This window comes from Curtobacterium sp. 24E2, from assembly GCF_016925595.1.
In the GTDB taxonomy this organism is placed as follows: Bacteria; Actinomycetota; Actinomycetes; order Actinomycetales; family Microbacteriaceae; genus Curtobacterium.
Window position 1 is genome coordinate 1,052,506 of sequence record NZ_CP068987.1, and the last position, 17,299, is coordinate 1,069,804.

At 71.0% G+C, this 17,299-nt stretch carries 16 protein-coding genes and 1 pseudogene; all 17 read left to right on the forward strand.

Annotation, left to right across the window (positions count from 1 at the left end):
• Nucleotides 1-78: 78 nt before the first annotated feature.
• The 17 genes and pseudogenes from JN350_RS05300 to JN350_RS05380 all read left to right on the forward strand — a co-directional run bounded on the left by JN350_RS05300 (nt 79) and on the right by JN350_RS05380 (nt 17,266).
• Nucleotides 79-1,323 carry a sugar transferase gene (locus JN350_RS05300; RefSeq protein ID WP_205463796.1) on the forward strand — a complete coding sequence of 415 codons (1,245 nt, stop codon included), beginning with the start codon at nt 79-81 and terminating at the stop codon, nt 1,321-1,323.
• A gap of 164 nt (nt 1,324-1,487) precedes the next feature.
• The gene (gene tatA, locus JN350_RS05305) at nt 1,488-1,775 is read left to right on the forward strand and encodes a twin-arginine translocase TatA/TatE family subunit (protein ID WP_205463797.1); all 288 of its coding nucleotides are present in this window, start codon (nt 1,488-1,490) and stop codon (nt 1,773-1,775) included.
• A 127-nt stretch (nt 1,776-1,902) separates the two neighbouring features.
• Nucleotides 1,903-3,303, forward strand: a complete 1,401-nt coding sequence (locus JN350_RS05310) for an MFS transporter (protein WP_205463798.1) — start codon at nt 1,903-1,905, stop codon at nt 3,301-3,303.
• Between the two features lie 53 nt (nt 3,304-3,356).
• Nucleotides 3,357-5,525 (forward strand): ATP-dependent Clp protease ATP-binding subunit, encoded by a 2,169-nt coding sequence (locus tag JN350_RS05315; RefSeq protein WP_205463799.1) that lies wholly within the window; start codon nt 3,357-3,359, stop codon nt 5,523-5,525.
• Nucleotides 5,526-5,607: 82 nt separating this feature from the next.
• Nucleotides 5,608-6,168: a DUF2231 domain-containing protein gene (locus tag JN350_RS05320; RefSeq protein WP_205463800.1), complete on the forward strand. Its 561-nt coding sequence runs from the start codon at nt 5,608-5,610 to the stop codon at nt 6,166-6,168.
• A gap of 41 nt (nt 6,169-6,209) precedes the next feature.
• Nucleotides 6,210-6,347, forward strand: coding sequence for a hypothetical protein (locus JN350_RS05325; protein WP_205463801.1), 138 nt, complete (start codon nt 6,210-6,212; stop codon nt 6,345-6,347).
• Between the two features lie 7 nt (nt 6,348-6,354).
• Nucleotides 6,355-7,007 (forward strand): annotated as a pseudogene (locus tag JN350_RS05330) (response regulator transcription factor).
• A 256-nt stretch (nt 7,008-7,263) separates the two neighbouring features.
• The gene (locus tag JN350_RS05335) at nt 7,264-8,193 is read left to right on the forward strand and encodes a sensor histidine kinase (RefSeq protein ID WP_205463802.1); all 930 of its coding nucleotides are present in this window, start codon (nt 7,264-7,266) and stop codon (nt 8,191-8,193) included.
• Nucleotides 8,190-8,711 carry a hypothetical protein gene (locus JN350_RS05340; protein WP_205463803.1) on the forward strand — a complete coding sequence of 174 codons (522 nt, stop codon included), beginning with the start codon at nt 8,190-8,192 and terminating at the stop codon, nt 8,709-8,711. Before JN350_RS05335 ends, JN350_RS05340 begins: the two co-directional genes overlap by 4 nt.
• Entirely contained in the window at nt 8,708-9,793 is a 1,086-nt protein-coding gene (locus JN350_RS05345) for a peptidoglycan-binding protein (RefSeq protein WP_205463804.1), read from the forward strand. The genes JN350_RS05340 and JN350_RS05345 overlap by 4 nt, the downstream gene beginning before the upstream one ends.
• Nucleotides 9,790-10,527, forward strand: coding sequence for an ABC transporter ATP-binding protein (locus tag JN350_RS05350; protein ID WP_240347570.1), 738 nt, complete (start codon nt 9,790-9,792; stop codon nt 10,525-10,527). The genes JN350_RS05345 and JN350_RS05350 overlap by 4 nt, the downstream gene beginning before the upstream one ends.
• Complete coding sequence (locus JN350_RS05355; RefSeq protein ID WP_205463805.1) at nt 10,524-11,711, forward strand: ABC transporter permease; 1,188 nt, start codon at nt 10,524-10,526, stop codon at nt 11,709-11,711. The genes JN350_RS05350 and JN350_RS05355 overlap by 4 nt, the downstream gene beginning before the upstream one ends.
• Nucleotides 11,712-12,148: 437 nt before the next feature.
• Nucleotides 12,149-13,321, forward strand: a complete 1,173-nt coding sequence (locus JN350_RS05360; RefSeq protein ID WP_205463806.1) for an extracellular solute-binding protein — start codon at nt 12,149-12,151, stop codon at nt 13,319-13,321.
• A gap of 3 nt (nt 13,322-13,324) precedes the next feature.
• Nucleotides 13,325-14,362 (forward strand): carbohydrate ABC transporter permease, encoded by a 1,038-nt coding sequence (locus tag JN350_RS05365; RefSeq protein ID WP_205463807.1) that lies wholly within the window; start codon nt 13,325-13,327, stop codon nt 14,360-14,362.
• A gap of 77 nt (nt 14,363-14,439) precedes the next feature.
• Nucleotides 14,440-15,246, forward strand: a complete 807-nt coding sequence (locus JN350_RS05370; protein ID WP_240347571.1) for a carbohydrate ABC transporter permease — start codon at nt 14,440-14,442, stop codon at nt 15,244-15,246.
• 239 nt (nt 15,247-15,485) lie between these two features.
• Nucleotides 15,486-16,274 (forward strand): DeoR/GlpR family DNA-binding transcription regulator, encoded by a 789-nt coding sequence (locus tag JN350_RS05375; RefSeq protein ID WP_205463808.1) that lies wholly within the window; start codon nt 15,486-15,488, stop codon nt 16,272-16,274.
• Nucleotides 16,271-17,266 (forward strand): 1-phosphofructokinase family hexose kinase, encoded by a 996-nt coding sequence (locus JN350_RS05380; RefSeq protein WP_205463809.1) that lies wholly within the window; start codon nt 16,271-16,273, stop codon nt 17,264-17,266. The genes JN350_RS05375 and JN350_RS05380 overlap by 4 nt, the downstream gene beginning before the upstream one ends.
• The last annotated feature ends 33 nt before the right edge of the window (nt 17,267-17,299 follow it).

A 17,299-nucleotide genomic window follows, 5' to 3' on the forward strand; every position in this document is an offset into this window, starting at 1 on the left:
GTTCCCCGGCGAACTCCCCGCCGGCTCGATCGGTACCGGGTGGACCGAGGTCGTCGTCGCCCCGGCGCTGATCGCCGCGTGGATGGTCCTGCTGTCGGTGTTCCGCACCCGGGATCCACGGATCATCGGCGTCGGTGGCGACGAGTACCGGCGGCTCGTCACTGCCAGCCTCGTGGCCGTCGCGTCGGTCGCAGTGGTCGCCTACGTGGTCCAGGTCGACATCGCCCGTGGCTACGTCGCGATCGCCTTCCCGCTCGGGCTCGTGCTGCTCGCGATCGGACGGAAGGGGTCCGCACCGCGCTCGCACGTCGGCGGCTGGGTGGCGAAGGACTGCAGGACGTCCTGCTCGTCGGTGACCTGGAGGACGTCCGCTGCGTCGGACGACGGATCGCGTCGACTCCGGCGGCGGGGTACCGCGTGCGTGCCGTCATCACCGACTGTGCAGCGCGCGGTTCGGTCGTCGACCTCGGCGACGCGAGCGCACCGGTGCTCGACGGTGTCGATGCCGTGCTCGACCGCGCACGCTCGGAGGGCGTCTCGGCCGTGGTCGTCGCGGGAGCAGTCTCCGGCGGACACGAGCGGCTCCGTCGACTCGGATGGCAGCTCGAGGAGCACGGCGTCGAGCTCGTCGTCTCCTCTCCCCTCGCCGACATCGCCGCCGGACGCGTGCACGAACGGCCGGTCGACGGCCTGCCGCTCATGCACGTCGAGACGCCCGACTACCGTCGCCGGGTCGGCAAGCGTGCGCTCGACGTCGTCGGTGCGGGCATCGGCCTGCTGCTCCTCGCACCGGTGTTCGCGGCCATCGCGCTCGTCATCCGCGCTGACGACCGCGGGCCGGTGTTCTTCCGGCAGACGCGCGTGGGGCGTGGTGGGCGGGAGTTCTCGATCCTCAAGTTCCGGACGATGTGCGTCGACGCCGGAGCCCGCATGGCCGCCCTCGCGCAGACGAACGAGGGGGCCGGACCCCTGTTCAAGATGAAGGACGACCCGCGGGTGACCCGGGTCGGGTCGTTCCTGCGCAAGACGTCGCTCGACGAACTCCCGCAGCTGTGGAACGTGCTGACCGGGTCGATGAGCCTGGTCGGACCGCGCCCCGCACTCCCGCGCGAGGTCGCCCTGTACGAGGACTTCGCCGACCGCCGCCTCCTGGTGACCCCGGGCATCACCGGGCTCTGGCAGGTCAGTGGCCGCTCGGACCTCGACTGGGCCGAGGGTGTCCGGCTCGACCTGCACTACGTCGAGAACTGGTCATTCGTGCACGACGTCGTGATCCTGGCTCGGACGGTCCCGTCCGTCCTGCGCTCGCGAGGCGCCTACTGACCCGGGCGCCGACGAACGCGCTGCCTGTGCGAACGGTGTCCGTTCGGGTGCCCGGCCTGGGCTTCCCGGGGTGTGCGAGTTACGATGGTCGGACGACGGACTTCCGCCGCACGCGTCGACGGTGACTCGGAGACGGCGACCAGATCCAGATTCAAGGAGTCATGATGCTCGGAAACCTCGGTGGCGTACACCTGCTGATCATCCTCGGGATCGTCATCCTGCTGTTCGGTGCGACGAAGCTCCCGGCGCTCGCCAAGGGCCTCGGGCAGTCGATCAACATTTTCAAGAAGGAGATGAGCGACGACGAGAAGAAGGCGCAGGCCGGTGACACCACGGTGCAGAACACCGCGGCGACGAACACCACCGTGCCGACCGCTCCCGCCGAGCCCGCTGCCGGTCCGGTTCTGAACCCCGGCCCGAGCGCGCAGCCGAACACCGACTCCCGGCGCTAGTTACCCAGCTCAGGACACCCAGCCCCGTCCTGTCGGCAGCCCCCGCGACCTTCGTTGGTCGCGGGGGCTTCTTCGTGCCTGGGCTGCCCGTGCTGCCCGGTCGGCGCAACCGGAGCAGGATGAGCACATGACCACTGCCGCACCCCGCGCGACCGCGCCGCTCCGCGACGACCGGCGCACGGTGCTCGTGGTGGCGATCCTGTCGTCGTTCGTCGTCGGGCTGGACTCGAGCGTGGTGAACGTGGCGCTCCCCGCGATCCGGCGGGAGCTCGGCGGCGGGCTGGTCGTGCAGCAGTGGACCGTCGACGCGTACCTGGTGACGCTCGGCTCGCTCATCCTCGTCGCCGGATCGCTGTCGGACGTGTTCGGCCGGGTCCGGATCATCACGTGGGGGCTCGTGGTGTTCGGGATCGCCTCGGTCGCGTGCGCCATCGCCCCGACGGGGGAGTTCCTGATCGTCTCGCGGGCGTTCCAGGGCGTCGGCGGGGCCCTGGTGACCCCGAGTGCGCTCGCCCTCATCGTGGCGGCGTTCCGTGGGGCCGCGCAGTCGAAGGCGATCGGCACGTGGACCGCGTGGTCGAGCGCCGCGACGATCCTCGGCCCCGTGGTCGGTGGGTTGGTGGTCGACAGCATCGGCTGGCGGTGGATCTTCGTGCTGACCGCCGTCCCGATCGCGGTGACGATCCCGCTGGTGCTGCGGATCACCGGTGACGTGCACCCCGCCGTCCGACCACGCATCGACGTGGTGGGCGCCGTGCTCGCGGTCGTCGGGGTCGGTGGGGCCGTGCTCGGACTCATCGAGCAGGAGCGGCTCGGGTGGGGCGCGCCCGTCGTGGTCGCGGCGCTGGTGCTCGGCGCGCTGGCGCTCGTGGCCTTTGTGCCGTGGGAACTCCACGTGACCCGGACGACCGGTTCGCCGCTGGTGCCGCTCGCGCTGTTCCGTGCCCGCAACTTCGCGGTGGGCAACCTCGCCACCCTGTCGATCTACGGCGCCCTGAGCATGGTCTTCTTCGTGGTCACCCTGTTCCTGCAGGAGGTCTGGGGGTTCCCGGCCTGGCTCGCCGGCCTGGCGACGCTGCCGCCGACGGTGGTCCTGCTGCTGGTGTCCTCGGCGGTGGGCGGGCTGGCGGGGCGGTTCGGACCGCGCTGGTTCATGGCTGCCGGCCCGGCGGTGGCAGCGGTCGGTGCGCTCCTCATGCTGCTGGTCGGTGCACGGCCGGACGGGTACTGGATCGCCGTGTTCCCGGGCCTCGTGCTCATCGGGTTCGGGATCGCGCTCATGGTGACGCCGCTGACGAGTGCCGTGCTCGGGTCGGTGCCGCAGTCCGAGGCCGGGGTCGGGTCGGCCGTGAACAACGCCATCGCGCGGATCGCCGGTCTGGTGATGGTGGCGCTCGCGGGTGTGGTGCTCGGTGGTGAGATGAGCGTCGCAGGCCTGCACCGGGCCGTCGTCGTGATGGCGGTACTGCTCCTCGCCGGCGCGGTCGTCAGTGCCGTCGGGATCCGGAATGTCCCCGCGCCGACGTAAGTTGAGTGCAGTAGACTCAAGTACAACACCACCGCAACGAAAGGACGGAACGCATGGCGAACCTCCAGGGTGCTCCTGACTCGCAAGAGCGACAGAAGACCGCCCTCGAGCAGTACGGCGTCGACCTGACGGCGATCGCTCGCAGCGGCAAGCTCGACCCGGTGATCGGACGCGACTCCGAGATCCGACGCGTCAGCCAGGTGCTCACCCGCCGCACCAAGAACAACCCCGTGCTCATCGGCGAACCCGGCGTCGGCAAGACCGCCGTCGTCGAGGGCCTCGCGCAGCGCATCGTCGCCGGCGACGTCGCCGACTCGCTCAAGGACAAGCGGCTCGTGTCGCTCGACATCTCCTCGCTCATCGCCGGCGCGAAGTACCGCGGCGAGTTCGAGGAGCGCCTCAAGGCCGTGCTCAAGGAGATCAACGACTCCGACGGCCAGGTCATCACGTTCATCGACGAGCTGCACACGCTCATGGGTGCCGGTGGCGGCGAGGGGTCCGTCGCGGCCTCGAACATGCTCAAGCCGATGCTCGCGCGCGGCGAACTGCGGCTCATCGGGGCGACGACGCTCGACGAGTACCGCGAGTACATCGAGAAGGACGCCGCCCTCGAGCGCCGCTTCCAGCAGGTCTACGTGGGGGAGCCCAGCGTCGAGGACGCCGTGGCGATCCTCCGCGGCCTCAAGGAGCGCTACGAGGCGCACCACAAGGTCACGATCAACGACTCCGCCCTGGTCGCCGCGGCGAGCCTGTCGAACCGGTACATCTCCGGTCGGCAGCTGCCCGACAAGGCGATCGACCTGATCGACGAGGCCGCCAGCCGGCTCCGCATGGAGATCGACTCGAGCCCGGTCGAGATCGACGAACTCAAGCGGAACGTCGACCGGCTGCGCGTCGAGGAGTTCGCGCTCAAGCAGGAGAAGGACGACGCCTCGAAGGCGCGGCTCGAGAACCTGCGGAACGAACTGCACACGCGCGAGGAACGGCTGGGCGAGCTCGAGCAGCGCTGGCAGGCCGAGCGTGCGAGCCTGAACCGGATCGGTGAGCTGAAGCAGCAGCTCGACGACCTCAACATGCGCAGCCAGCGCGCCCAGCGCGAGGCCGACTACGCCACGGTGTCGCGCCTGGAGTACGCCGAGAAGCCCCGGATCGAAGCGGAGCTCGCAGCCGCCGAGCAGGCCGAGTCCGCCGACCGCATGGTGAACGACAGCGTCACCGACGAGGACATCGCCGCCGTGATCGCGCAGTGGACGGGCATCCCGCTCGGCCGGCTGCTGCAGGGCGAGACCGAGAAGCTCCTGCACCTGGAGAACGAGCTCGGCCGCCGGATCATCGGGCAGCGCACCGCCGTCAACACCGTGTCCGAGGCCGTCCGCCGCACCCGCGCCGGCATCTCCGACCCGGACCGTCCGACCGGATCGTTCCTGTTCCTCGGGCCGACCGGCGTCGGCAAGACCGAGCTGGCCAAGGCACTCGCGGAGTTCCTGTTCGACGACGAGAAGGCCCTCGTCCGCATCGACATGAGCGAGTACGGCGAGAAGCACTCGGTCTCGCGGCTGATCGGCGCTCCGCCCGGGTACGTCGGCTACGAGTCCGGCGGGCAGCTCACCGAGGCCGTCCGGCGTCGCCCGTACTCGGTGATCCTGCTCGACGAGATCGAGAAGGCGCACCCGGAGGTCTTCGACGTGCTGCTCCAGGTGCTCGACGACGGCCGGCTGACCGACGGGCAGGGTCGCACGGTCGACTTCCGGAACACGATCCTCGTGCTCACGTCGAACCTCGGTTCGCAGTTCATGACCGACCTGACGCTGACGGACGACCAGCGCGAGGACGCCGTGCGCGAGCTCGTGCAGCAGGCGTTCCGACCGGAGTTCATCAACCGTCTCGACGACATCGTGGTGTTCCAGGCCCTGACGGCCGACGACCTCGGCCAGATCGTGTCGCTCTACGTCGACCGGCTCGCCCGACGCCTGACCGACCGCCGACTCGAACTCGCGGTCACGCCCGAGGCACGTGGGTGGCTGGCGGAGCGCGGGTACGACCCGCTCTACGGTGCGCGGCCGCTCCGTCGCCTCATGCAGCGGCAGATCGACGACAAGCTGGCGCGGGCGATCCTGTCCGGTGACGTCCGCGACGGTGACACCGTCCGGGTGGACGTCGCTGAGGACGGCGACGGCCTGACCGTCGAGCCCTTCCAGTTGGCGGAGGTCGTCGAGGAGTAGGCACCGACCGGAACGCACCAGCCTGGAGGCCCGGTGCCGGTTCCTGGGACCCGGCACGGGCCTCCCGGGTTGGCTGCAGGGCATGCCTGAGATCCGCGCGATCCGTCGCCTCACCGACACCGTCGAGCACGCGAGCGTGCTCGACAAGGCCATCGACATCGACCGTTCCGTCGTGAACGCCCTCGCCCGGCCGAAGGCTCTGCGGCAGTTGCTGCACGGGGTGCCGTTCGGGCACCCGATCCATCCGCTCATGGTGCAGGTGCCGCTCGGGGCGTGGATCTCGGCCGCGGTGCTCGACGTGTTCGGCGGGAAGGGCAACGCGAAGGCCGCGAAGACCCTGGTCGGCGTCGGACTCGTGTCCTCCGGCAGCGCGAGCGTGGCCGGGTACGTGGACTGGTCCGAGCTGAACCGCGAACAGCTGCGCACCGGGTGGGTGCACCAGGCCGTCAACTGGGTCGGTATCTCGCTGTACGGGCTGTCGTGGTGGCAGCGGAAGAACGGCAACCACGGGGCCGGCAAGCTCCTCGGGTTCGCCGCGCTCTCGGTGGTCGGGGTCGGCGGGTACCTCGGCGGGCACCTGGCCTACCGCCAGCGCGCCGGCGTGAGCGGCCACGGCGAGGTCCCGTTCGACGCGTCGCGCTGACCGTTACGGCGGCGAAACAGCCGTCACCCCAGGCTGGGCACATGGATCCCCTGACGATCGACACCATCCCGCTCACGATCGCTCCGGCCGTTCGCGGCACCGGATTCGTGGTGCACGTCGACGAGGACGCCGGCGTCGTCCGCGTCGACCCAGCTGATCCACAAGAATATCGCATGTGATGTCGGGATGCGCGTACTCGTGGTGGATGATGAGACAGCCCTCGCCGACCTCGTCGCGACGGGGTTGACCCGACAGGGCATGGCGGTCGACGTCGCCCACCGGGGTGACCACGCAGACGAGCTCCTGGCGGTGAACGACTATGACGTCGTCGTGCTCGACCGGGACCTCCCCGGTGTGCACGGCGACGAGGTGGCCCGGCGGCTCGCGGCGCGGGGAGCCTCACCCGCATCCTCATGCTCACCGCGGCGACCACCCTGACCGACCGGGTGAACGGCCTCGAACTGGGCGCCGACGACTACCTGGCGAAGCCGTTCGAATACCCGGAGCTCGTCGCGCGGGTCCGCGCGCTCGGACGCCGGAGCGTCGCCCCCGTCGCGCCGGTGCTCGAACGCGCCGGAGTGCTCGTCGACACGAACCGGCGGATGGCGACGCGTGACGGCCGCCCGCTCGACCTCACCGCGAAGGAGCTCGGCGTGCTCGAGACCCTGCTGCGTGCCGACGGCCGGATCGTCCCCGCCGAGGAACTCCTCGAGAAGGTCTGGGACATGAACATCGACCCGTTCACCGCCGCCGTCCGGGTGACCATGTCGAAACTCCGCCGCAAGCTCGGCGACCCGGACCCGATCCGGACGGTGCCCGGCCAGGGGTACGCCCTGTGATGCGGACGCTCACGATCCGCGTCCGGACGGCCCTCGTCTTCGCCGGGGCGTCGATGGTGTTGACCGCCGCCGTACTGGTGTTCGTGAACCTCGCGTCGCAGCAGTCGTTCGCCCGGACGCTCCCCGTGGTCGGTCAGGACGGCGGGGAGACGGCTCGGATCCCGTCCGCCGTCCCGATCGCCCCGGAACGACTCGGGGAACGCAGACCCTGCGCATCGTCACCGAGGCCAACTCGCTGCAGTGGCAGTGGTCGGCAGTGGGGGTCGTCGTCGCCGGGGTGCTCGCAGGTGGCGTCGGGTGGTTCGTCAGCAGGCGCATGCTCGGGCCGATCGACCGGATCACCGCCACCGCGAACCGGATCACCGCCTCGAACCTCCACGAGCGGATCGCCCTCGTCGGTCCCGACGACGAGCTCCGGCGGCTGTCGAGCACCGTCGACGACCTGCTCGACCGGCTCGAGACGGCGTTCGAGAGCCAGCGGCGGTTCGTGGCGCAAGCGTCGCACGAACTCCGCACCCCGCTCGCGGTGCAACGCGCCGCCGTGCAGATCGGGTTGCACGACGACGCCGATCCCGACGACGTCCGGGCCGTCCGCGACGAGCTGCTCGAGCAGAACCGGCGGACCGAGCACCTGGTCGAGTCGCTGCTCGTGCTCGCCGAGGCCGACCGTGGGCTCGACGGCACGACGCAGGTGGTCCACGTGGACGACGTGACCGCCGAGGTGATCGCGGGGGCGGCCCGGAACGCGGCCGACGCCGGGGTGGCGCTGACGCACGAGACCCGCACCGGGCCTCCCGGCCTGATCGTCGACGCCGAGCCGACGCTGCTGCGGCAGCTCCTCGGCAACCTGGTCGGCAACGCCGTCGAGTACAACGAACCCGGCGGGTTCGTCCGGGTGACCACCGCGCCGGACGGGATCGTCGTCGAGAACTCCGGACCGGTGGTACCGGCGGACGAGGCCCCCGCCTCGTCGAGCCGTTCCGACGGTGTCCGTCCGGTTCGTCCGGCGCACGGCACAGCGGCCTCGGGCTGTCCATCGTGGCGGCGATCGTGCACGCGCACGGGTGGACGCTGTCGATCGCCGCTCGGCCGTCCGGCGGACTCGAGATCCGCGTCGGTGTTTCGTCGGTGCAAACCCGGAGGGACGTGGCGCGAAACAGCTGATCCGGTGTCCTGGATCAAATGAAGACGATCACCGATCCCACCAACCGTCGGACCCGCTCGCTCCTCGCCTCGGCAGCCCTGGCCGTCGTGCTGCTACCCGGACTGCTCGCCGGGTGCTCGAGTTCGGACGCGGGCGAGGCCACCAGCCCCACGACCGGCTCCGCTCGCCAGGGCGCGGCGCTCACCGACTGCATGCGCGGGAAGGGCTACGACATGCCCGTCTCGCCGAGCAGCGGCGGCACGGTGAACCTCAGCACCCCGGACGGCGTCGACCCCGACCAGTACAAGAGCGACCTCACGGCGTGCCTCGGCGACGGGAAGGGAGCGGGATCGGCGGAGCAGGCGAAGCCCATCGAGGGCTTCGCCGAGAAGATGCAGGCGGCCGCGAAGTGCATCCGCGAAGGCGGGTTCTCCGACTACCCCGACGACGAGGAGCGCCAGCGGAGCTACCAGCCGGACGACGCGGCAGCCTTCGACGAGGTCGCGAAGAAGTGCGACGAGGAAGCCATCGGGTCCGACGTCACCGGGATCGGCCAGTGAGCCGCGCCGTCCGGCGTCGGTCGCTGCTCATCGGCGCCTGCCTCGTCGCGGCCACCGGTGTCGGTGTCGGCACGTGGGCGGCCGTCGCCCCGGGACCGCAGACGCCCGCTTCGGCAGCCTCGGACGACGCCTACTCCGGGCCCACCACGACCGTCACGAAGGGCGACCTGACCGACTCGAAGGTCTTCGCCGGCACACTCGGCTACGGCACCCCGACCGGCGTGCCCGCCGCGGCCGCCGGGACCATCACGTGGCTGCCCCGCCCCGGCGACGTCATCCAGCGTGACGAGTACCTGTACGCGGTGGACGAGCGCGGTGTGCGCTCGATGTACGGCACGGTTCCGCTCTGGCGCGACCTGTCCCGTGGCATGCACGGCACCGACGTGCGGCAGCTCAACGAGAACCTCGCGGCCCTGGGCTACGACGTGTCCGTGGACGACGAGTTCGGGCCGCGGACCCAGGCGGCGGTGCGCCGGTGGCAGGGGGACCGCGGTCACGAGGTCACCGGAGTCCTCACCGCCGACGACATCGCGTTCGTCGACGGCGCAGTGCGCGTCGCGTCGGTGGACGGCAAGCTCGGCCAGTCGACCGGCGCCGCCGGCGCGGAGGGTGCTGGCGGCGGCGCCGGCGGAGACGTGCTGCAGGTCACGAGCACGAAGCGGGTCGTCTCGGCCACGGTCTCGCAGCGCGACGCCGAGCGACTGGCGGTCGGCACCCGGGTCGACGTCCGGGTGAACGGGACCGGCGCCGCGATGCGCGGCGAGGTCGCGGACATCCAGCCCGAGACCGGCGAGGACGGCGGCACCAAGGTCCTGGTGTCGGTGTCCTTCGATCCCGGCGACCGGAAGCTGCCCGCGGCCGCCTCCGCCCAGATCGACGCGAAGGGCACCACCGAACGGGGCGTGCTGTCGGTCCCGGTGTCGGCGCTCGTCGCGGGCTCCGGCGGCTCGTACGCGGTCGACGTCGTGCAGCAGGGCGGCCGGACCGAGCGCGTACCCGTCGAACCGGGGTTCACCGCCGGCGGCCGCGTGGCGATCAGCGGCGACGTCGCGGCCGGTGACCGCGTGGTGGTGCCCGGATGACCCCCACGACCATGGCGGACCGCGAGATCGTCCTGTCGCTCGAGGACGTCGTGAAGACCTACGGGGACGTCGGCGCGCTCCGCGGCGTCTCGCTCGAGGTCGCGGCCGGGGAACTCGTCGCCGTCGTCGGACCGTCCGGCTCCGGCAAGTCGACCATGCTCAACATCGTCGGGACGCTCGACCGGCCGACGTCCGGCACCGTGACGATCGCCGGCAACGACGTCGCCTCGATGTCCGACGACGCCCTGTCGCGACTGCGGGCCGACCACATCGGCTTCGTGTTCCAGCACTTCCACCTGCAGGCCGGGGCGACCGCCGCCGAGAACGTCGCCGACGGTCTGCTCTACGCGGGCATCCCGCGCCGCGACCGGCACCGACGTGCGGTCGACGCACTGGGCCGGGTCGGGCTCGGGCACCGGGTCGACCACCGCCCCCACCAGCTGTCCGGCGGCGAGAAGCAGCGGGTGGCGATCGCCCGGGCCATCGTCGGCGAACCCACCATCCTGTTGGCGGACGAGCCGACCGGGGCACTCGACACCGCCTCGGGCACGGCGGTCCTCGGGCTGCTGCGCGAGCTCAATGACGGCGGGACCACTGTGCTCGTCATCACCCACGACCTCGAACTCGCGGCCTCGCTGCCCCGGCAGGTGCGGATGCGCGACGGTCTCGTCTCGCAGGACGACGCCGCGGGCGGCGCCGAAGCACTCGCCGCCGCGATCCGGGGCGACCGGTGAGCGCCCGAGGAACCGTCAGCCCGGCGGACCTGCTCCGGCTCGGGGTGTTCGGCCTGCGGACCCGGCCCGGCCGCGTCGTCCTGTCGGCCCTCGGCATCGCCATCGGCATCGCGGCGATGATCGCGGTCGTCGGCATCTCGTCGTCGAGCAAGGCGAAGGTCGACCAGGTCCTCGACGCCCTCGGCACGAACGTGCTCACCGTCACCCAGGCGCAGGGATTCGGTGAGACGCCGCCGCTGCCGGACACCGCCTTCGAGTCGGTGCAGCGTCAGGACGACGTCGAGTCCGCGGCCGCGATCGGCACCGTCCCGGAGACCGCGGTCTACCGCAACGGGTTCGTCCCGGCCCCGGAGACGAAGGGCATCTCCGTGCTGGCGGCCTGGGGTGACGTCCCGGAGGTGCTCGGCGGTGAGCTCGCCGCCGGCCGGTGGATCGACGACACCCGGAGAGCGGCCCCGCAGGTCGTGCTCGGTGCCGAGGCCGCCGATGCCCTCGGCATCGACGAGGTCCGGTCGGACAGCCGGGTCTGGATCGGCGGGCAGTGGGTACAGGTCGTCGGGGTCCTGCGACCGCTCGCGCTCGCCGAGGACCTCGACAACAGCGTGTTCGTCCCCCGGACCCTCGCCGGGCAGCTCGGGTTCGACGGCGCGCCGACCGCGGTCTACACGCGCGTCGACCCGTTCCGCGTCGAGCAGGCCCGAGACGTCCTCGCCGGCGCGATCCGGCCCGGAGCGCCGCAGGACGTCGGGGTGACGCGGCCGTCCGACGCGCTCGCCGCGAAGGACGCCACCGACGACTCGTTCACCGGCTTGTTGGTCGGCATCGGCGGTGTCGCCCTGCTCGTCGGCGGCATCGGGGTCGCGAACACGATGGTGATCACGGTGCTGGAACGTCGTGCCGAGGTGGGGGTGCGTCGTGCCCTCGGCGCACGACGGCGGAACATCCGTGACCAGTTCCTGGTCGAGTCGCTGCTGCTGTCGTTCCTGGGTGGCGTCGCCGGGGTCCTGATCGGCGTCGGGGTCACGGTCGCCTTCGCCCTGGCGCAGGGGTGGCCGGTGGCGATCCCGCTGTGGGCCGTCGGCGGCGGGCTCGGCGCGACCGTCGTCATCGGAGGCGTGTCCGGGTGGTACCCGGCGGCGCGCGCAGCGCGCATCCCACCGACGTCCGCCCTGGCGGCCGTCTGACGGAAGTGGTGGTGATCCGGGAGGCCCGGTGCCGGTCTGCGAGACCGGCACCGGGCCTCCCGGTCGCCCCGTCCACCCCGCCGACGCGCGGCGCAGATCATGCCTGGTCATGACCAGTCGCGTCAAGCGTTGGCGACGATCTGTTCGACATCCGTGATCCCCGGAAACACGCGGATCGAACCCGCTCACAGGGACCGATCCAACGATTGACAAGGGCTCCTGGAAGGTCTTCTATTGCGAATACGCAACGTCCTTTCATAAAGGTCGGACCAAGGGAGTCAACGTGACACGCACGCGTTTCGCCGCACTCGGTGCGCTCGGCCTGGCGGCCGCGCTCGCCCTCACCGGGTGCTCCGCCGGAAGCAACGGAGCTTCCTGACGGCGGCACGAAGGCCATCGGCACACCCGATGGCAAGGGCAAGACCATCACCGTCTGGATGATGAACGGCGACCTGAGCGACAAGGTCCTCGACGCCGCCCAGGAGCAGTTCACCAAGGACACCGGGGCGAAGGTGAAGATCCAGACCCAGCAGTGGGACGGGATCACCACGAAGCTCACCACGGCCCTCGCCCAGGACGACGCCCCCGACGTCGTCGACCTCGGCAACACGCAGGTGCCGGTCTACGCAGCGGCCGGCGGTCTCATGGACCTGACGCCGTACCGCGACGAGCTCAAGGACGGCCAGACCTGGCTCACCGGGCTCGAGGGGCCGGCGACGGTGGACGACAAGCTCTACGGCGCTCCGCTGTTCGCCGGCAACCGCGCCGTCGTCTACAACAAGAAGGTCTGGAAGGACGCCGGCGTCACCGACGTGCCGACCACCTACGACGAGCTCACTGCCGACCTGGACAAGGTCAAGGCGGCCAACACGGCGAGCGACTTCTCCGCCTTCTACATGCCCGGCCAGTACTGGTACGGCGGGCTGCAGTGGGTCTGGGACGCCGGCGGCGAGATCGCCTCCGACAAGGACGGCAAGTGGACCGGAGAGCTCGACTCCTCCGATGCGGTCAAGGGCCTGACGGCGTGGAAGACGTTCCAGAACGACTACTCCGCGACGTCGACGCAGGACATCAACACCGACAAGCCCTCGCAGAGCGACGTCTTCGCGCAGGGCAACACCTCGGCGTTCCTCGGCTCGGCGTGGGAGATCGGCTCGATCACCACCGCGAAGCCGGCGCTCGCCGACCAGATCGGCACGTTCCCGATGCCCTCGCAGACGGACGGCAAGACCCAGCCGGTGTTCCTCGGCGGCTCCGACCTCGGGATCCCGGCGAAGGCCGCCAACCAGGACCTCGCCTTGTACTACCTGAAGATCCTGACCTCGAAGGAGTTCCAGCAGGACCAGGTGTTCGGCGTCGACGGCTGGGAACCGAACTCGACCGAGCTGCTCGACGCCGTGGCCGACGACGTCGACACCCTGCACAAGCCGTACTTCGCGGCGGCGGGCACGAGCCGTCCGACCCCGGCGACGCCGGGCTGGGCGACGATCGAGGGCGACGCGTCGTTCCAGTCGATGTTCGCGGACATCGCCACCGGGCGGAAGTCACCGGAGCAGGCCGCCGAGGGCTTCTCGAAGCACCTCACGACCGCGCTGAACGCGCAGCCGTAGTCGATGACCTCCACTGCAGAGCAGGCGACCGGTTCGGAGCAGTCCGAGCCGGTCGCCGGCGGGCGTTCGGCCGATCCCGGCCGCGGCCGGGGGCGCTCGGACAGTCCCGGGCCGGTCGTCGGCGGTCGTGGCAGCCGTCGTCGGTCGTCGGTGGGCTCGCGCGCTCCGCTCGTCCTGCTGGCCCCCGCGGCGATCCTGCTGCTCGCGCTCGTCGTCTACCCGCTCGTCCGGCTCGTCGTCATCTCGTTCCAGGACTACGGGCTCCGAGCGATCTTCACCGGGGAAGCCGGGTTCGCCGGCGTCTCGAACTACACGAACGTCCTGACGGACGCGTCGTTCTGGCCGGTCATCTTGCGCACCGTCCTGGTCACCGGGGCGATGGTGCTCGGCACGATCGTCATCGGGATGGGCGTCGCGCAGCTGCTCACCCGACTCGGCGTCGCGATGCGCACGGTGGTCAGCGTCGTGCTCGTGCTGGCCTGGGCGATGCCGAACGTCGCGTCGAGCCTGGTGTGGCAGTGGCTGTTCCAGCCGTTCTACGGCGTGCTCAACTGGCTCATCACGCAGCTGCGGGTGTTCGGCGACCACACGCAGGACAACTGGGCGTCGCACCCCGGCCAGGCGTACACGATCGTGCTCACGCTCGTGATCTGGCAGGCCGTGCCGTTCGTGGCCCTGACGCTGTACGCCGCGCAGTCGCAGATCGCGCCGGAGTACTACGAGGCCGGGGCGCTCGACGGTGCCTCGACGTGGACGATGTACCGCGCGATCACGCTGCCGGCACTCGCCCCGACCCTGCTGCTCGTGTCGATCCTGTCGGTGATCTGGGACTTCAACGTCTTCAACCAGATCTGGCTGCTCACGAGGGGCGGTCCGGAAGAGGCCACCCTGACGCTCGGCATCTGGACGTTCGTGAAGTCGTTCGTCTCCAACGCGTACGGCCAGGGCGCCGCGATCGCCGTCATCTCGACCGTGATCCTCGGCGCGCTCACCAGCTACTACATCCGCCGGCTCGTCCGCAGCGGGGAGGAGGACCTGTGACCGTCTCGAATGCTGCGCCGGTGCGGGCGCCGGCGTCCGCGCCGGCTCCCGCGCGTTCGCGAAGGCGGAAGCCGCGCGTGGTCGCGAACACCATCGCGGTGGTGTTCTGCCTGGTGTGGGTGTTCCCGATCTACTGGATGGTGAACACCGCCTTCAAGCCGGCGGACGAGGTCACCACCATGACCCCGATCTGGGCGCCGTTGCACCCCACGCTCGACAACTTCACCCGCGCGCTCACCCAAGAGGGGTTCCTGGTCTACCTGCGGAACTCGACCATCGTCGTGGTGGCCGCCGTGCTGCTGTCGATCGTGGTCGGGTTCCTGGCCTCGGCGGCGCTGTCGCGGTTCCGGTTCCGTGGGCGGCGGGCGATCCTGGTGGGCATCCTGTTCGTGCAGATGATCCCGTCGGGTGCGCTGCTCATCCCGCTGTTCCTGTCGTTCCAGACCCTCGGGCTGCTCAACAGCTACGTCGGGCTGATCCTGGCGTACGTCGCGAGCGTGCTGCCGTTCTCGATCTGGGTGATGCGCGGGTTCTTCGTGGCGGTCCCCGTCGAGATCGAGGAGGCCGCGAAGGTCGACGGGGCCGGCACCTTCCGGATCCTGTGGAGCGTGCTGTTCCCGCTCGTGATGCCGGGGGTCATCGCCACGAGCGTCTTCGCCTTCATCGCGGCGTGGAACGACTACCTGATCGCGTACGTGATGCTCAAGGACCAGGGGATGTACACGCTGCCGGTCTGGCTCGCGGGCTTCTCGACGAACAAGGGCACGGACTTCGGTGGGTTGATGGCGGCGAGCGTGCTGTTCTCGATCCCCGTGGTCGTCTTCTTCCTCATCGTGCAGCGTCGGCTCGTCAGCGGTATGACCGCGGGAGCCGTCAAGGGCTGACCGTCGTACCGAACACCCCGTCGTGCACGAGCACGGCGGGGTGTTCGTGCGTGTGCCGTCCGTCGAGGTTCCACGACATGCCGCGTGCTGGACGCCGAGGTTCCACGGACGGGCTGTGGGCGCCGCGAGATGCCGAGATTTCGGAACCTCGGTGGAGGGGGACGCGGGCGGGGTGGTTGTGTTTGTGTGGGTTTGTGGCTTATGGTTCCTGAAACCCACGGGAACGAAGGAGTTCGGGCATGTACGCAACCGAGCGGCACGACGCCATCGCAGCAGCGCTGCAGGACGCCGGCCGGGTCTCCGTCGCCGACCTGGCCGAGCACTTCGACGTCACCACCGAGACCGTGCGCCGTGACCTCGACTCGCTCGAGTCCGCCGGGGTCCTGCGCCGCGTGCACGGGGGAGCGGTGCCGATCGGCCGCTCGAGCGTCGTCGAACTCTCCGTCGCCGAGCGCGAGGGGCAGCACGGTTCCGCGAAGTCCGAGATCGCCCGCGCCGCGATGCGCCTCGTGCCCTCGACCTTCACCGGGTCGATCGCGATCGACGCCGGCACCACCTGCGCCGCCGTCGCCGCTGAACTCGCACGGTGGGAACCCGCCACCGCCGGCGCGACCCTCACCGTCATCACGAACTCCGTCCCGATCGCCGCGACCCTGCAGCACAGCGAGCACGTCGAGCTGCACCTGCTCGGTGGCCGGGTGCGCGGGGTCACGAGCGCCGCCGTCGGCACCGCCACCGTCGAGCAGATCAGCGCCCTGCGGCCCGACATCGCGTTCGTCGGCACGAACGGCCTGTCCGCCGGTTTCGGGCTGAGCACCCCGGACGAGTACGAGGCCGCCGTCAAGGGCGCCTACGTCCTCGCCGCCCGCCGAGCCGTCGTGCTCGCCGACGCCGCGAAGCACGGGGTCGAGGCCCTGATGCGCTTCGCCCGGCTCGACGAGATCGACACCGTGGTCACCGACCAGGAGCCGCCGGCCGACCTCGCCGGTGCCCTGACCGACGCCGACGTCGAGGTCGTCGTCGCATGAGCCGCCGCATCGTCACCGTCACGCCGAACCCGAGCCTCGACCGCACCATCGAGCTCTCCGGCGAACTGCAGCGCGGCGCCGTCCAGCGCGCCACCCGCTCCACCGCGGAGCCCGGCGGCAAGGGCGTCAACGTGTCCCGGGTCGTGGTCGCGAGCGGTGGGGACACCATCGCCGTGCTGCCGGGCGACGAGCTCGACCCCGTGCTGCTCGGGCTCGCCACGCGCGGCATCCCGACCGCCGCCCTGCCGATCGGTGCGCCGCTCCGCTCGAACGTCACCGTGACCGAGCCGACCGGCACCACCACGAAGCTCAACGAGCCCGGTCCGTCGCTCGCCGGTCGGCTGGCCGACTTGGCCGACCTGGTCGCCGACACGGCCGCGGCGACCGCCACCGGACCCGCCGCCCGCTGGGTGGTCTTCGCCGGATCGCTCCCGCCCGGACTCCCCGACGACGCGCTCGCCGTGCTCGTGCGCGCCGTCCGTGCACGCCACGGTGAGGACGTCCGGATCGCGGTCGACTCGTCCGGCGTCCCGTTCACCGCACTGCTGCAGTCCGGCGAGCGGATCGACCTGGTCAAGCCGAACGCCGAGGAGCTCGCCGAGGTCGTCGGCGGCGACCCGGACACCTACGAGCAGGACCTCGACGCCGCCGTGGCCGCTGCAGAGCGGTTGCGCGACCGGAACGTCGGCTCGGTCCTGCTGACCCTCGGCAGCGCCGGCGCCGTGCTGGTGTCGGACGAGGGTGCCTTCGCCGCCGCAGCACCGCGGATCGTCGCCCGCTCCACCGTCGGCGCAGGGGACTCCTCGCTCGCGGGCTACCTGCTCGCCGAGGTGGCCGGAGCGTCGCCCGAGCAGCGCCTCGCCCAGGCCGTCGCGACCGGAGCCGCCGCCGCAGCCCTGCCCGGCAGTGACGTCCCCGCCCTCGACCACACCGACCCGACGGCGATCTCGGTCCAGGTGCTCACCACGCACCCGGCACCCGAGCCCGCCTGACCCCGCCCAGCCAGAACACCCCCACTCCCCGAA

What these genes read in the sequence shown, in the direction of transcription:
- JN350_RS05320 (WP_205463800.1), top strand. Translation starts at nt 5,608, where the DNA reads ATGCCTGAGATCCGCGCGATCCGTCGCCTCACCGACACCGTCGAGCAC.
- JN350_RS05340 (WP_205463803.1), top strand. Translation starts at nt 8,190, where the DNA reads ATGAAGACGATCACCGATCCCACCAACCGTCGGACCCGCTCGCTCCTC.
- JN350_RS05375 (WP_205463808.1), top strand. Translation starts at nt 15,486, where the DNA reads ATGTACGCAACCGAGCGGCACGACGCCATCGCAGCAGCGCTGCAGGAC.
- JN350_RS05315 (WP_205463799.1), top strand. Translation starts at nt 3,357, where the DNA reads ATGGCGAACCTCCAGGGTGCTCCTGACTCGCAAGAGCGACAGAAGACC.
- JN350_RS05310 (WP_205463798.1), top strand. Translation starts at nt 1,903, where the DNA reads ATGACCACTGCCGCACCCCGCGCGACCGCGCCGCTCCGCGACGACCGG.
- JN350_RS05360 (WP_205463806.1), top strand. Translation starts at nt 12,149, where the DNA reads ATGATGAACGGCGACCTGAGCGACAAGGTCCTCGACGCCGCCCAGGAG.
- JN350_RS05380 (WP_205463809.1), top strand. Translation starts at nt 16,271, where the DNA reads ATGAGCCGCCGCATCGTCACCGTCACGCCGAACCCGAGCCTCGACCGC.
- tatA (WP_205463797.1), top strand. Translation starts at nt 1,488, where the DNA reads ATGCTCGGAAACCTCGGTGGCGTACACCTGCTGATCATCCTCGGGATC.
- JN350_RS05350 (WP_240347570.1), top strand. Translation starts at nt 9,790, where the DNA reads ATGACCCCCACGACCATGGCGGACCGCGAGATCGTCCTGTCGCTCGAG.
- JN350_RS05325 (WP_205463801.1), top strand. Translation starts at nt 6,210, where the DNA reads ATGGATCCCCTGACGATCGACACCATCCCGCTCACGATCGCTCCGGCC.
- JN350_RS05365 (WP_205463807.1), top strand. Translation starts at nt 13,325, where the DNA reads ATGACCTCCACTGCAGAGCAGGCGACCGGTTCGGAGCAGTCCGAGCCG.